This window comes from Pseudonocardia oroxyli, assembly GCF_900102195.1.
GTDB lineage: Bacteria > Actinomycetota > Actinomycetes > Mycobacteriales > Pseudonocardiaceae > Pseudonocardia > Pseudonocardia oroxyli.
Genome location: NZ_FNBE01000004.1, coordinates 322,548 through 335,273, shown reverse-complemented (window position 1 = coordinate 335,273; position 12,726 = coordinate 322,548). Strand labels below are relative to the sequence as shown.

14 protein-coding genes are annotated in these 12,726 nt (G+C 73.4%); 11 read left to right on the top strand and 3 right to left on the bottom strand.

What is annotated here, in order from left to right; all coding sequences use genetic code 11:
• Positions 1-39 precede the first annotated feature (39 nt).
• Together BLS43_RS08635 and BLS43_RS08630 are read left to right on the top strand one after the other, a co-directional pair.
• Entirely contained in the window at positions 40-1,005 is a 966-nt protein-coding gene (locus BLS43_RS08635; protein ID WP_093079536.1) for a tyrosine recombinase XerC, read from the top strand.
• Positions 980-2,134 (top strand): FliA/WhiG family RNA polymerase sigma factor, encoded by a 1,155-nt coding sequence (locus tag BLS43_RS08630; RefSeq protein ID WP_093079531.1) that lies wholly within the window; start codon positions 980-982, stop codon positions 2,132-2,134. The genes BLS43_RS08635 and BLS43_RS08630 overlap by 26 nt, the downstream gene beginning before the upstream one ends.
• Before the next feature lie 18 nt (positions 2,135-2,152).
• Here the strand turns inward: BLS43_RS08630 and BLS43_RS08625 are convergent, their stop codons facing one another.
• Positions 2,153-2,746 (bottom strand): M23 family metallopeptidase, encoded by a 594-nt coding sequence (locus BLS43_RS08625; protein WP_245707379.1) that lies wholly within the window; start codon positions 2,744-2,746, stop codon positions 2,153-2,155.
• 360 nt (positions 2,747-3,106) lie between these two features.
• On the opposite strand from BLS43_RS08625, the gene rpsB reads away from it, so the two are divergent.
• From rpsB to BLS43_RS08595, 6 genes are all read left to right on the top strand, one after another.
• Positions 3,107-4,030, top strand: a complete 924-nt coding sequence (gene rpsB, locus BLS43_RS08620; protein WP_093079521.1) for a 30S ribosomal protein S2 — start codon at positions 3,107-3,109, stop codon at positions 4,028-4,030.
• A 91-nt stretch (positions 4,031-4,121) separates the two neighbouring features.
• Positions 4,122-4,937 carry a translation elongation factor Ts gene (gene tsf, locus BLS43_RS08615; RefSeq protein ID WP_093079517.1) on the top strand — a complete coding sequence of 272 codons (816 nt, stop codon included), beginning with the start codon at positions 4,122-4,124 and terminating at the stop codon, positions 4,935-4,937.
• Positions 4,937-5,692 carry a UMP kinase gene (pyrH, locus tag BLS43_RS08610; protein ID WP_093079512.1) on the top strand — a complete coding sequence of 252 codons (756 nt, stop codon included), beginning with the start codon at positions 4,937-4,939 and terminating at the stop codon, positions 5,690-5,692. Before tsf ends, pyrH begins: the two co-directional genes overlap by 1 nt.
• A gap of 22 nt (positions 5,693-5,714) precedes the next feature.
• Positions 5,715-6,272 carry a ribosome recycling factor gene (frr, locus tag BLS43_RS08605; protein WP_093079507.1) on the top strand — a complete coding sequence of 186 codons (558 nt, stop codon included), beginning with the start codon at positions 5,715-5,717 and terminating at the stop codon, positions 6,270-6,272.
• On the top strand, positions 6,273-7,205 hold the full coding sequence (locus tag BLS43_RS08600; RefSeq protein ID WP_093079502.1) for a phosphatidate cytidylyltransferase: 933 nt from the start codon (positions 6,273-6,275) through the stop codon (positions 7,203-7,205).
• Positions 7,206-7,217: 12 nt separating this feature from the next.
• Positions 7,218-7,940 carry a class I SAM-dependent methyltransferase gene (locus tag BLS43_RS08595; RefSeq protein WP_093079497.1) on the top strand — a complete coding sequence of 241 codons (723 nt, stop codon included), beginning with the start codon at positions 7,218-7,220 and terminating at the stop codon, positions 7,938-7,940.
• Here BLS43_RS08595 and BLS43_RS08590 read toward each other — a convergent pair.
• Positions 7,930-8,550 carry a TetR/AcrR family transcriptional regulator gene (locus BLS43_RS08590; protein WP_093079492.1) on the bottom strand — a complete coding sequence of 207 codons (621 nt, stop codon included), beginning with the start codon at positions 8,548-8,550 and terminating at the stop codon, positions 7,930-7,932. The two genes, BLS43_RS08595 and BLS43_RS08590, sit on opposite strands and share 11 nt — an antisense overlap.
• A gap of 68 nt (positions 8,551-8,618) precedes the next feature.
• Between BLS43_RS08590 and BLS43_RS08585 the strand changes: the two genes are divergently transcribed.
• From BLS43_RS08585 to rlmN, 3 genes are all read left to right on the top strand, one after another.
• Complete coding sequence (locus BLS43_RS08585; protein WP_093079487.1) at positions 8,619-9,605, top strand: ABC-2 transporter permease; 987 nt, start codon at positions 8,619-8,621, stop codon at positions 9,603-9,605.
• A 211-nt stretch (positions 9,606-9,816) separates the two neighbouring features.
• Positions 9,817-10,374 carry a hypothetical protein gene (locus BLS43_RS08580; RefSeq protein WP_093079482.1) on the top strand — a complete coding sequence of 186 codons (558 nt, stop codon included), beginning with the start codon at positions 9,817-9,819 and terminating at the stop codon, positions 10,372-10,374.
• Between the two features lie 37 nt (positions 10,375-10,411).
• Positions 10,412-11,524 (top strand): dual-specificity RNA methyltransferase RlmN, encoded by a 1,113-nt coding sequence (gene rlmN / locus BLS43_RS08575; protein WP_093080038.1) that lies wholly within the window; start codon positions 10,412-10,414, stop codon positions 11,522-11,524.
• Positions 11,525-11,595: 71 nt separating this feature from the next.
• Here the strand turns inward: rlmN and BLS43_RS08570 are convergent, their stop codons facing one another.
• The gene (locus BLS43_RS08570; protein WP_093079478.1) at positions 11,596-12,717 is read right to left on the bottom strand and encodes an ABC transporter ATP-binding protein; all 1,122 of its coding nucleotides are present in this window, start codon (positions 12,715-12,717) and stop codon (positions 11,596-11,598) included.
• Between the last annotated feature and the right edge of the window lie 9 nt (positions 12,718-12,726).

Genomic DNA, 12,726 nt, shown 5'->3' with positions numbered 1-12,726 from the left:
CACGTTGACGGCGGCCGGAGGGACCCGCACCGTCTGGGGATGGCCGCCGCGCGCACTCCCGCCCCGGACCCCGACGGCCCGGACCCCGACGGTCCCGCCGCCCCCGGGTTCGGCCCGGAGGTCGAGTCGGCGATCGAGCGGTTCGCGCGGTACCTGGAGCTGGAACGCGGCCGGTCGCCCCACACGGTCCGCGCCTACCGGTCGGATCTGGCCGCGATGCTGGCCGGGCTCGGCGGTCTCGCCGATCTGGACCTCGCGCACCTGCGGCGCAGGCTGGGGGAGGCCCACCGGGCGGGGGCCGCGCGGTCCACGCTGGCCCGGCGCGCGGCCGCAGTGCGGACCTTCACCGCCTGGGCGGTGCGCGCGGGCTTGCTCGCCACGGACCCGGGCGCGCGGCTGAGCTCACCGCCCGCCAAGCCCGCCCTCCCGGAGGTGGTGCGCGCGGACCAGGCCGCCGCGGTCCTGGACGCCGCCGTGTCCGGGGCCGCCGAGGAGGACCCGGAGGCGTTGCGGGACCTGGCCCTGCTGGAGGTCCTCTACGCGACCGGCATCCGGGTCGGCGAGGCGTGCGGACTCGACCTGGACTCCGTGGACGACTCCCAGCGGACCCTGCGCGTCCTGGGGAAGGGGAACCGGGAGCGGACCGTCGTGTTCGGGGTGCCCGCGGCGCGGGCGCTGGACCGCTGGCGCGCCGTGGGGCGGCCCGCCCTGGCGGGCCCGCACTCGCCGCCCGCGCTGTTCCTCGGGGTGCGCGGTGGCCGTATCGACCCGCGCGTCGCGCGCACCGTGGTGCATCGCGCCATGACGGCGGTGCCGGGCGCACCGGACATCGGCCCGCACGGCTTCCGGCACGCGGCCGCCACCCATCTGCTCCACGGCGGCGCCGACCTTCGTTACGTACAGGAGTTGCTCGGTCACGCTACGCTGTCAACTACTCAGCTCTACACGCACGTGACAGTCGACCGTCTGAAGGTGGTCCATGACCAGGCTCATCCCCGGGCATGATGCTCCCGACGTCGAGTCTGCGCAGCTCACGGGCCGATCGACGAGCGGCGCGGCCGCATTGGCGCACAGCCTGGTCCGGGCTCTGGAGGCCCCGCACGAACCGTTCGCCGTCGTGCGCAGGGTGTCACTGCGTGCAGTCGCGGCGGAGACCGGGGCCGACGCGGCCCCGGGCGGGCGCCACCACGACCTGACGGGCGCCGGGCCCACCGGCGACACGCCCGAGCTGGCCACCGTTCGCCCGATCGGGCACCCCTCGTCGCCGAACGGCACCTCCACCGAGAAGGAGCGGGACGGCGCCGTCGCGGACGTGCTGGACCTGCCGGTCTCACCCGCGGCGCTGCCGTCCACCACCGGGACCACGGCCGCCGGCGCCGACACCGCGGCCGAGATCACCGCGGGTCTCTGGGGGGACTTCCGGGCGACCCGGGCGCGGGCGGCCCGGGATCGGATCGTCCTCCACTACCGCGGCCTGGTCCGCGGGGTCGCCGGGAGGATGGCCGGCGGGCTGCCGAGCCACGTCGACGTCGCCGACCTGGTCCAGGTCGGCATGTTCGGGCTGATCGACGCCGTCGAGCGGTTCGACCCGGCCCGCGAGGTGCGGTTCGAGAGCTACGCCGCCCAGCGGATCCGCGGCGCGATGCTCGACGAGCTGCGCGCGCAGGACTGGGTGCCGCGCAGCGCCCGGGCCCGGCGTCGCGAGGTGGAGCGGACCCGGGAGCGGCTGGAGGGGGCGCGCGGGCGCAGCGTCGCCGACGACGAGGTCGCCGCCGAGCTCCGGATCGGGCTGCGCGAGCTGCGCAGTGCGCTGCAGCACCGACAGCTGGTCAGTGTGGAGGCGCTCGAGGCCGGGATCCCGGGGCCGGTGACGATCGCCGACCTGCTCCCGGACGACGAGGCACTCGATCCCGTGGCGGTGGCCGAGCACGCCGAGACCGTCCGGGAGCTCGCCGGTGCCGTGCGGGCGCTCGGCGAGCGGGACCGCCAGGTCGTGCGGCTCTACTACCTGGAGAACCGGACCCTCGCCGAGATCGGCAGGCTGCTCGGGGTCACCGAGTCGCGGGTCTGCCAGCTGCACGCGCGCCTGGTCACGCGGCTGCGCACCCGGCTCATGGAGACGGTCGCGGGCTGACTCACGGCGGCTTCCGGCTCACGGCAGCGGCAGCAGACGGACGTACCGCGGCCGGAGCAGGACCAACGGGTCGAGGTAGTCCGCCGCCGTCCCCGACCCGCGGCGCAGGCCCCAGTGCAGGCACGCCGCGACCGGGCAGCCCGCGTGCCCGGGTTCGAGGGTGCCGATCGGGTCCCCGAGCCCGACCCGCACCCCCACGGCGACGGTCGCGGCCACCGGCTCGTACGTGGTGCGCAACCCGTCCGGGTGCAGCACGGACACCACGCCGCGGCCCGCGACGGGCCCGGCGAACACCACCTCGCCCGCCCGCGCGGCCAGCACCGCCTGACCGGGCGCGGCGGCCAGGTCGGCGCCGCGGTGCCCGCGCCCGTACCGGAACGGCGGCTCCTCGAACCGCCGCGCGACCGCCGGGGCCGGGCGCAGCGGCCAGCCGTACTCGACGACCGGCGCGCGTTCGGCTCCGTTCCCCCCGCCCCCTACCCCCAGCCCACCCTCCACCACCTCCACCTCCGCCTGCGGGAGGGGCGCCGCCGCCGCGACACCCCCGCCCGCACCGCTGATCGCGAGGGCCCCGACCAGGCCCGCCGCCGCCATCCGTCGCCCCCAGCGCATGGGCCGAGGATGCCGCGACGGGGAAGGGGGCGGGAGAATCCGTCCACAGGTGGCCGAATCGGTGGACAACCGCCGGTCACGAGGGTGGTCCCGGGTGAGCCGGTCAGGGGGCCCGGCGTACACTCGGAACCGCACCTCGAGAGATCGAGGTGACTTCGCGCGCTCGCGCGCCCCGCAGCACGATCGCCGCAGCGGGGCCCGGTGACCGGGCGGTCCCGAACCCACGTCCGGCAGGGCGGGGGAGCGGGTTCCGGGAACCGGCGCGGCGCCAGGGCGGGGCCTTCACCGGAGGACCCGCGAGAACCGCCACGTGCGGGGTGGAGTCTCATCCCGCGCCCTACCGAGAGGTGCACACCGGCCATGGCCGTCGTCACCATGAAGCAGCTGCTCGACAGCGGCGTGCACTTCGGGCACCAGACCCGTCGCTGGAACCCGAAGATGAAGCGCTACATCCTGACCGAGCGCAACGGCATCTACATCATCGACCTGCAGCAGACGCTGTCGTACATCGACCGTGCGTACGAGTTCGTCAAGGAGACCGTCGCGCACGGCGGAACGATCATGTTCGTCGGCACGAAGAAGCAGGCGCAGGAGGCCATCGCCGAGGAGGCGGGCCGGGTCAACATGCCGTACGTGAACCAGCGCTGGCTGGGCGGCATGCTCACCAACTTCCAGACCGTGCACAAGCGCCTCCAGCGCCTCAAGGAGCTGGAGTCGATGGAGCAGACGGGGGGCTTCGAGGGTCGCACCAAGAAGGAGATCCTCATGCTCACCCGCGAGAAGGACAAGCTCGAGAAGACCCTCGGCGGTATTCGCGACATGTCCAAGGTGCCCAGCGCGGTCTGGATCGTGGACACTAAGAAGGAGCACATCGCCGTCGGCGAGGCCCGGAAGCTCAACATCCCGGTCGTCTCCATCCTGGACACCAACTGCGACCCGGACGAGGTCGACTTCCCGATCCCGGGCAACGACGACGCGATCCGTTCCGCGGCGCTGCTCACCAAGGTGATCGCGAAGGCGGCGGCGGACGGTCTCCTCGCCCGCTCGGGCGGCAACCGCAACGACTCCGCGGGCGCGGCGGGCAACGGCTCCGAGCCGCTCGCCGAGTGGGAGCAGGAGCTCCTCGCGGGCGGGTCTGACGGCGCGAGCCTGCCGGCAGGCGAGGCCGCCCCGGCGGCCCCGGCGGCCCCGGCGGCCCCGGCGTCGACCGACAGCGCGACCCCCGAGCCCGCGGCCGCCGCTCCGGCGTCCACGAGCAACGGCACCCAGCAGACCGCAGGCTGATCCGCTCCCCGCGGCCGAGCGCATCCCGCTCGGCCGCGGGGACCGGTCCCCGGCCCGCGAACTCCACCGCGAAGGACGAGAAAGCACCGAGATGGCGAACTACACCGCCGCCGACGTCAAGCGGCTCCGTGAGCTCACCGGCTCCGGGATGATGGACTGCAAGAAGGCGCTCGAGGAGTCGGACGGCGACCTCGAGAAGGCCACCGAGCTGCTCCGCATCAAGGGCGCGAAGGACGTGGGCAAGCGCGCCGAGCGCGCCACGTCGAACGGCCTGGTCGTCGCCGAGGGCGGCACCATGGTCGAGCTGAACTGCGAGACCGACTTCGTCGCCAAGAGCGAGGACTTCGTCACCCTCGCCACCAAGATCCTCGGCGTGGCCGTGGACCAGAAGCCCGCGGACGTCGAGGCCCTGGCCAAGGCCCCGCTCGACGGTGGCACCGTGGCGGACGCGATCCAGGCCCTGTCGGCCCGCATCGGCGAGAAGCTCGAGCTCAAGCGCTACATCCACGTCGACGGCCCGGTCGCGGTCTACCTGCACCGCCGCTCGAACGACCTCCCGCCCGCCATCGGCGCGCTCGTCGCGTACGAGGGGTCGGACGCCGAGGCCGCCCGCAACGTGGCGATGCACATCGCCGCGGCGCGCCCCCAGTTCACCACGCGTGACCAGGTTCCGGCCGAGGTCGTGGAGAACGAGAAGCGCATCGCCGAGGCGACCGCCCGCGAGGAGGGCAAGCCCGAGAAGATCCTGGACCGGATCGTCGAGGGCCGGATCACCGGCTTCTACAAGGACGTCGTCCTGCTGGAGCAGGCGTCGGTCCTGGACTCGAAGAAGACCGTCAAGAACCTGGTCGACGAGGCCGGGCTGACCGTCAAGGACTTCGTCCGCTTCGAGGTCGGCCAGTCCTGATGACCGAGGGGATCGACGTCGAGGACCACGGCCCCCGGACGGGCTTTCGCCGCGTGCTGCTCAAGCTCGGCGGCGAGATGTTCGGCGGGGGCGGGCTCGGCGTCGATCCCAAGGTCGTGGAGACCGTGTCGCGGCAGATCGCCGAGGTCGTCGCGAGCGGTGCCCAGATCGCCGTCGTCATCGGCGGCGGCAACTTCTTCCGCGGCAGCGAGCTGCAGCAGCGCGGGATGGACCGCTCCCGCGCGGACTACATGGGCATGCTCGCCACCGTGATGAACTGCCTCGCGCTGCAGGACTTCCTCGAGCGCGAGCACCACCTCGACACCCGCGTGCAGACCGCGATCACCATGGGCCAGGTCGCGGAGGCCTACATCCCGCGGCGGGCCATCCGGCACCTCGAGAAGGGCCGGGTCGTGATCTTCGGGGCCGGTGTCGGCATGCCGTTCTTCTCCACCGACACCGCGGGCGCCCAGCGCGCGCTGGAGATCGGGTGCGAGGCGTTGTTGCTGGCCAAGGGCGTCGACGGGGTCTACACCGCGGACCCGAAGACGGACCCGACGGCCGAGATGTACACCGAGATCACGCACCGCGAGGTGCTGGAGCGCGGGCTCAAGGTCGCGGACGCCACGGCGTTCAGCCTCTGCATGGACAACAAGATGCCGATCATCGTGTTCAACCTGCTGACCGAGGGCAACATCGTCAGGGCGGTGCGTGGTGAGAGGATCGGCACGCTGGTCAGCACGACCGAGAACTGAGTACGAGCCAGGGAGCAGCCCCGTGATCGACGAAACCCTCTTCGACGCCGAGGAGAAGATGGAGAAGGCCGTCGACGTGGCCAAGGACGATCTGGCGAGCGTGCGCACCGGTCGGGCCACCCCGGCGATGTTCTCGCGGGTGGTGATCGACTACTACGGCGCCTACACCCCGCTCAACCAGCTGGCCTCGGTGACGATCCCCGAGGCGCGGATGGCCGTGATCAAGCCGTACGACGCGAGCTCGCTGAAGACCATCGAGACCGCCATCCGCAACTCCGACCTCGGCCTCAACCCGAGCAACGACGGTCAGATCATCCGGTGCGTCATCCCGCAGCTCTCCGAGGAGCGCCGCCGCGAGATGGTCAAGGTCGCCCGCAGCAAGGGCGAGGAGGCCCGCGTCACCATCCGCAGCCTGCGCCGCAAGGCGATGGACGAGCTCCACCGCATCGTCAAGGAGGGCGAGGCGGGCGAGGACGAGGTCGGGCGCGCCGAGAAGGAGCTGCAGGGCACCACCGACAAGTACGTCGCCCAGGTCGACGAGCTCGTCAAGAACAAGGAAGCCGAGCTCCTCGAGGTCTGAATGACCACCTCCCACGGCGCAGACAAGGACAGCCCGCCCCCGGTCACCACGGACCTGCCCGGGTCGGGGTTGCCGGGTGTGCCGTCGAAGTCGTCGCGCTCGGCGCGGCTCGGCCGCAACCTGATCGCCGCGATCGCCGTCGGCGTCACGATGGGGGCGGTCATCCTCGCCTCGCTGCTGATTCAGCGGCAGGCGTTCGTCATCGTGCTCGCGGTGGCGGTGGCCGTGGCCACCTGGGAGCTCGCCGGTGCGCTCCGACACAGCGCGCAGGCCATCATCGTGCCGCTCCCGGTGCTGCTGGTGGGCGGGCAGGCGATGGTGTGGCTGGCCTGGCCGTTCGGGCTCACCGGCTCGGCCATCGCGTTCGCGGTGACCGTGCTGGTCTCGCTGCTCTGGCGGATGTTCGCGGCGAGTCCGGCGGCGAATCCGGCGTCCGGCTTCGTGCGGGACGTGGGCGCGGGCGTGTTCACCGCCGCCTACGTCCCGTTCTTCGTCTCGTTCGCCGTCCTGTTGGTGCTGCCGGAGGACGGCGTCGGGCGGGTCCTCACGTTCATGATCTGCGTCGTGGCGTCGGACGTCGGCGGGTACGCCGCGGGCGTCCTCGCCGGCAGGCACCCGATGGCCCCGCGGATCAGCCCGAAGAAGTCCTGGGAGGGCTTCGGCGGCTCGCTGGTCGCCGGCATGGTCGCGGGCGCGCTGTCGGTCCACCTGCTGTTGGCGGGCGTGTGGTGGCAGGGCGCGATCCTCGGCGCGGTCCTCGTCATCACCGCGACGCTCGGCGACCTCACCGAGTCCATGATCAAGCGGGACCTCGGGATCAAGGACATGGGCAACCTGCTGCCCGGCCACGGCGGGCTGATGGACCGGATGGACTCCATGCTCCCGGCCGCGTTCGTGTCGTGGGCGCTGCTGAGCGCCTTCGTCCCCGTCTGAGGCTCGGTCGTCGTGCACTACACGGGCTTCGGGGGCCAGACCAAGAGCGGGCCGGCGATCCCGAGCCCGAACATCTGGCACTGGCCGGAGGTCTACCAGCGGGAGAACGAGGCGCAGGACGCGGACGGCGCCCTGTGGTCCGCGCTCGCCGAGGCCGCGCCGTGGGCCGGGCGGGACGTCGTCGACGTCGGCTGCGGTGACGGGTTCCACCTGCCGCGGTTCGCCGAGTCGGCCCGCTCGGTCGTCGGCGTCGAGCCGCACCCGCCGCTGGTGGCCCGCGCGCAGGCCCGTGGCCTCGACGTCCGGCGCGGGGGAGCGGAGGCGCTGCCACTGCCGGACGCGTCCGCGGACCTCGTCCACGCCCGCACCGCCTACTTCTTCGGCGCGGGCTGCGAACCCGGGCTCGCCGAGGCCGACCGGGTGCTGCGACCCGGCGGCATCCTCGCGATCATCGACCTGGACTTCACCGTGGGGCCGTACGGGGAGTGGCTGCGCGCCGATCTGCCCCGCTACGACGCCGCCGCCGTCGAACGCTTCTTCGCCCGGCAGGGCTTCGACCAGCGCCGCGTTACCAGCACGTGGCGCTTCCCGGACCGCGGCACGCTCGAGGCGGTCTTGCGCATCGAGTTCGCCCCGGCCACCGCGGCGCGGGCGATCGCGCAGACGACGGGGCTGACCATCCCGGTGGGCTACCGCCTGCACACCCGCCGCACGCCGGCGGGCCTCATCGTCTGACGGCCGGGCCGTCCGGTCCGGCGGCGCGGGTGTACTGCTCGAGGACCGCGGTCAGGAGCAGGCGGTCCGTGCGGGTCGCCGCCGGGTCGAGGTAGGTCTGGAACCGCGTGCCCTCGACGAGGGCGAGCACCGCTCGCGCCAGCTCCTCCGGCCCCACCGTGAGGCTGCGGCCCGCCCGCCCGGCGGCGTGGGCGATCAGCTCACCCACCCGTCGCCGCAGGTCGGCGCGGTGCTCGGCGACCTGCTCCGCCACGGCGGGGTGGCGCAACGCGTGCAGGGCGAGCTCGGTCTGCAGGACCTGCCACCGCCGGTCGGCCAGGTGGGCCCGCACGATCTCGCCGACGAAGGCCGTGAGGTCCTCCACCGGGGCGGGCTCGATCTGCTCCAGCGCGGCGCCGAGCCCGGCCACCACCGCCGCGTGCCGCTGCGCGACGAGGGCGAGCAGCAGCTCGTCGAGCGAGGAGAAGTTCGAGTAGAACGCGCCGCGGGTGAACCCCGCCGCCTCGCAGACCTGCTCCACGCTCGTGGCCCCGAACCCGCGCTCGACGAACACCTCCGCCGCGGCCTCCAGCAGCCGTGCCCGCGTGTCCGCCCGTCGCCTGGTCGCCATTGTGACCTCCTGAACAGTGACGATACACCAGTGAATCCAATACAGTGGTGTATCGAAACGGAGGAACGATGAGACGCACCGTCGGACTGGTGGTGGCCGTCCTGGGCTTGCAGCTCGGGTTCGTGCTCAGCTACGTGGGGGCCTTCCACGACCCTCGACCGGACGCGATCCCGGTCGAGGTGGTGGCGCAGGCACCCGTGGTCGAGCAGCTGGCCGCGGGACTGGACGGCACCCTGGAGATCACCGGCGCCGACGAGGCGACGGCCCGCGCGGACCTGCTCGCGGACCGGACGTCCGGGGTCCTGATCGTGGGCGAGCACGAGGACGTCCTGCTCGTCGCGAGCGCGGAGGGCACCTCGGTGTCGGGGGCCGTCGAGACGGTGCTGACCCGGGCCGACGCCGCGCAGGGCCGGACCCTGCGGGTCGAGGACGTCGTGGCCCCCCAGGCGGGCGATGCCCGCGGGCTGAGCGGGTTCTACCTGGTCACCGGCTGGATCGTGGGCGGCTACCTGCTCGCCGCCCTGCTGGGGCTGACCGGCGAGAAGCGGCCCGACCTGCCCACCACGGCCCGACGACTGGGCCTCGCCCTCGGGTTCGCCGTGCTGGGCGGGCTGGGCGGCGCGCTGATCGCCGGACCGGTCCTCGGCGCGCTGACCGGGCACGTCCTGGCGCTCTGGGGCCTGGGCACCCTGCTGACCTTCGCGGCGGCCGCCGTCACCGTGGCGCTGTCCGCGCTGCTCGGCGTGGTCGGGATCGGCGTCACGATCCTGCTGTTCGTGATCCTCGGCAACCCGAGCGCGGGCGGCGCCTACCAGGACGGGGTGCTACCGGCCTTCTGGGCGACCATCGGCGGGTGGCTGCCCAACGGCGCGGGCGTGGACGCGCTGCGCCGGATCGTCTACTTCGACGGCGTCGGCAGCACCGCGCCGCTGCTCGTCGCCGGTGCGTGGGCGGTCGGCGGCATCCTCGTCGCCCTGCTCACCGCCCGGTTCCGCAACGCGCCCCACGGCCGTCACGAGGCCGGGCACGTCCTGCGGGAGCCGGCCGCGGTGTGAGCGCGTTTCGTGCGCACACTGCTGCATGATCACGGTTTCCGTGCGGTCGGTGCGGTCTCGACCACGCTGACCGCACGTTTCGTGCGTTCAGCGCTCCCCACCCCACCGTGACGACACACCGTCGGCGATCGTGCAGCACCGAGCGCACGACACGTGCCCAGCGGCTAGCCCGGCTCACCCCGCCGGGTGACGCCCTCGCTACCGTGGGCCCATGAGCCGCACCCTGCGCACCCCCGCCGGGATCCCCCTGCCCCAGCTCGAGCTCCTGCTCGGGGCCGCAGGCTGGGTCGCGGGCACGCTCGGCCTCGGGAGCGGTGGCGGCACCCTGCTCATGGCCGCGGGCCTGCTGTTCAGCGGCTGGTGGTTCACCGTGATCCGCAGGCGCCACGGCCGGGGCGCGCGGCTCCCCCGGGAGCTGCGGACCCGCGCGCTGCGGGTCGTGGCGGCGGTCGCGGTGGTGCTGGTCGCGTTGTCGATCGTGCTGCCGATGATCGGGAACGGCTGGGGCGAGCTGACCGTGCCCCTCGGCGCCGTGGCGATCGGCGTGGGCCTCATCGCGCTGGCGTCGGTCCTGGTGGAGCGTTCCTGGACGGCCGTTGGCGGGGCGCTGGTCGTGCTCGGCGCGGTGGGTGCCTTGCTCGCGCTGAACACCGCGGGCACCGCGGGCCCGTACGGCGTCGTCGGCCTGGGCGGCGCCGCCGTCCTGTGGGCGGCCGCCGCGCGGCGGACCGGCGCGGTCACCGACGTCCGCGAGCGCATCGGCCGCTGACACCCTCGCCGAGCTGCGGCGTACCCTGGTGGGCGCGATGTCCACCTCCCTGCCGCTCGTCTTCGACGCGCCCAAGCGCGCCACCCCGCCCCGCCATCTCGCCGACCTGGACCCCACCGACCGCAAGGCGGCGATCCAGGAGCTCGGCCTGCCCGCGTTCCGCGCCGACCAGCTCGCGCGCCACTACTTCGGCCGCCTCACCGCGGACGTCGAGCAGATGACGGACCTGCCCGCCGCCGCCAGGGCGCAGCTCACCACGCTGCTCCCGCCGCTGGTCCAGACGGTGAAGGAGCAGGTCTGCGACGACGGGCAGACCCGCAAGACCCTCTGGAAGGGCCACGACGGCACGCTCGCCGAGATGGTCCTCATGGGGTACCCGGACCGCGCGACGGTGTGCATCTCCAGCCAGGCGGGGTGCGGCATGGCCTGCCCGTTCTGCGCCACCGGCCAGGGCGGGCTGCAGCGGAACCTGTCGACCGGCGAGATCGTGGACCAGGTGCGCCAGGCCGCCAAGGCCGCGCAGGAGGGTGCGCTCGGCCCGGACAAGCGGTTGTCGAACATCGTCTTCATGGGCATGGGCGAGCCGCTGGCCAACTACAAGCGCGTGGTCGCCGCGCTGCGCCGCATCACCGAGCCCGCCCCGAACGGTTTCGGCATCTCGCCGCGCGGGATCACGGTGAGCACCGTCGGGCTGGTCCCGGCGATCGACAAGCTCGCGCAGGAGGGCCTGCCGGTCACCCTCGCGATCTCGCTGCACACCCCGGACGACGAGCTCCGCGACACCCTGGTCCCGGTGAACAACCGGTGGAAGGTCGGCGAGGTCCTCGACGCGGGCCGCCGCTACGCCCAGACCACCGGCCGTCGGGTCAGCATCGAGTACGCCCTGATCCGGGACGTCAACGACCAGCCGTGGCGCGCCGACCTGCTCGGAAAGGTGCTGCGCCGGCACCTCGGCACGAAGCGCGTGCACGTGAACCTGATCCCGCTCAACCCCACCCCGGGCAGCGAGTGGGACGCCAGCCCCAAGCCCGTCGAGCGCGAGTTCGTGCGCCGGGTCGAGGCCCAGGGGGTGTCCTGCACGGTGCGGGACACGAGGGGCCAGGAGATCGACGCCGCCTGCGGCCAGCTCGCCGCCGCGAACCGCACCTGACGAACGCCGCTCGTGCGTGGTGAGTGGTGCTCTGGCACCACTCACCACGCACGGGCGCCGCAGGCGCGGACCTAGAGACGTTCCCCGGACTCCGCGTCGAACAGGTGCAGGTCCTCGCTCGTCGGGGTCAGCACGACCTGGTCGCCGCGGCGGGCCCCCGTGCGGCCGCCGGTGCGCACGACGACGGGGGTCTGCTCCTCGTCGTCGAGGTGGGCGTAGAGGTAGGCGTCGCTGCCCAGCTCCTCGACGACGTCGATCTGGGCCTTCACCCCCGAGCCCGCCCCGTCGCCACCCACCCCGTCGGCGCCGCCCCCTGCCGTCCCCCGGCCGTTCGCCACCGCCCACTGCTCGGGGCGGATCCCCAGGGTGACCGTGTCCGCGGAGATGCGCCCGCGCACCTCGCGCGGCAGCCGCAGCTCCGACGACCCGATGTGGACGCCCTCCGCCGAGACCGGCAGCGTGAACAGGTTCATCGCGGGCGAGCCGATGAACCCGGCCACGAACCGGTTGGCCGGCTTGTCGTAGAGGTCCGCGGGCGTGGCGAACTGCTGCAGCCTCCCGTCGGCCAGCAGTGCCACCCGGTCGCCCATCGTCATGGCCTCGACCTGGTCGTGCGTGACGTAGACGGTCGTGACCCCCAGCCTGCGCTGCATGGCGGCGATCTCGGTGCGGGTGGAGACACGCATCTTGGCGTCGAGGTTGGACAGCGGCTCGTCCATCAGGAACACCTGCGGCTCGCGGACGATCGCCCGGCCCATGGCCACCCGCTGCCGCTGACCGCCGGAGAGCGCCTTGGGCTTGCGGTCGAGGAAGTCCGTCAGCCCCAGCACGTCCGCGGCGGCGCGCACCTTCTCCTGCTGCACCGACTTCTCGACGCCCCGCATCTTCAGCGGGAACGCCATGTTCTCGCCCACGGTCTTGTTCGGGTACAGCGCGTAGTTCTGGAACACCATGGCGATGTCCCGGTCCCGCGAGGGCACCCCGACCATGGTGCGGCCGCCGATGCGGATCTCCCCGCCGTCGATCTCCTCGAGCCCGGCGAGCATGCGCAGGGCGGTGGACTTGCCGGAGCCGGAGGGCCCCACGAGGACGACGAACTCGCCGTCGGCGATCTCGAGGTCCAGCCGGTCCACGGCGGGCTTGGCCCCGGCGGTGTACACCCGGGACGCCTGGTCGAACACCACGTCAGCCACGATGGGCCC

Coding starts and splice junctions, on each gene's coding strand:
- BLS43_RS08635 (WP_093079536.1), top strand. CDS start 40: ATGGCCGCCGCGCGCACTCCCGCCCCGGACCCCGACGGCCCGGACCCC.
- BLS43_RS08630 (WP_093079531.1), top strand. CDS start 980: ATGACCAGGCTCATCCCCGGGCATGATGCTCCCGACGTCGAGTCTGCG.
- BLS43_RS08625 (WP_245707379.1), bottom strand. CDS start 2,746: ATGCGCTGGGGGCGACGGATGGCGGCGGCGGGCCTGGTCGGGGCCCTC.
- rpsB (WP_093079521.1), top strand. CDS start 3,107: ATGGCCGTCGTCACCATGAAGCAGCTGCTCGACAGCGGCGTGCACTTC.
- tsf (WP_093079517.1), top strand. CDS start 4,122: ATGGCGAACTACACCGCCGCCGACGTCAAGCGGCTCCGTGAGCTCACC.
- pyrH (WP_093079512.1), top strand. CDS start 4,937: ATGACCGAGGGGATCGACGTCGAGGACCACGGCCCCCGGACGGGCTTT.
- BLS43_RS08600 (WP_093079502.1), top strand. CDS start 6,273: ATGACCACCTCCCACGGCGCAGACAAGGACAGCCCGCCCCCGGTCACC.
- BLS43_RS08590 (WP_093079492.1), bottom strand. CDS start 8,550: ATGGCGACCAGGCGACGGGCGGACACGCGGGCACGGCTGCTGGAGGCC.
- BLS43_RS08585 (WP_093079487.1), top strand. CDS start 8,619: ATGAGACGCACCGTCGGACTGGTGGTGGCCGTCCTGGGCTTGCAGCTC.
- BLS43_RS08580 (WP_093079482.1), top strand. CDS start 9,817: ATGAGCCGCACCCTGCGCACCCCCGCCGGGATCCCCCTGCCCCAGCTC.
- rlmN (WP_093080038.1), top strand. CDS start 10,412: ATGTCCACCTCCCTGCCGCTCGTCTTCGACGCGCCCAAGCGCGCCACC.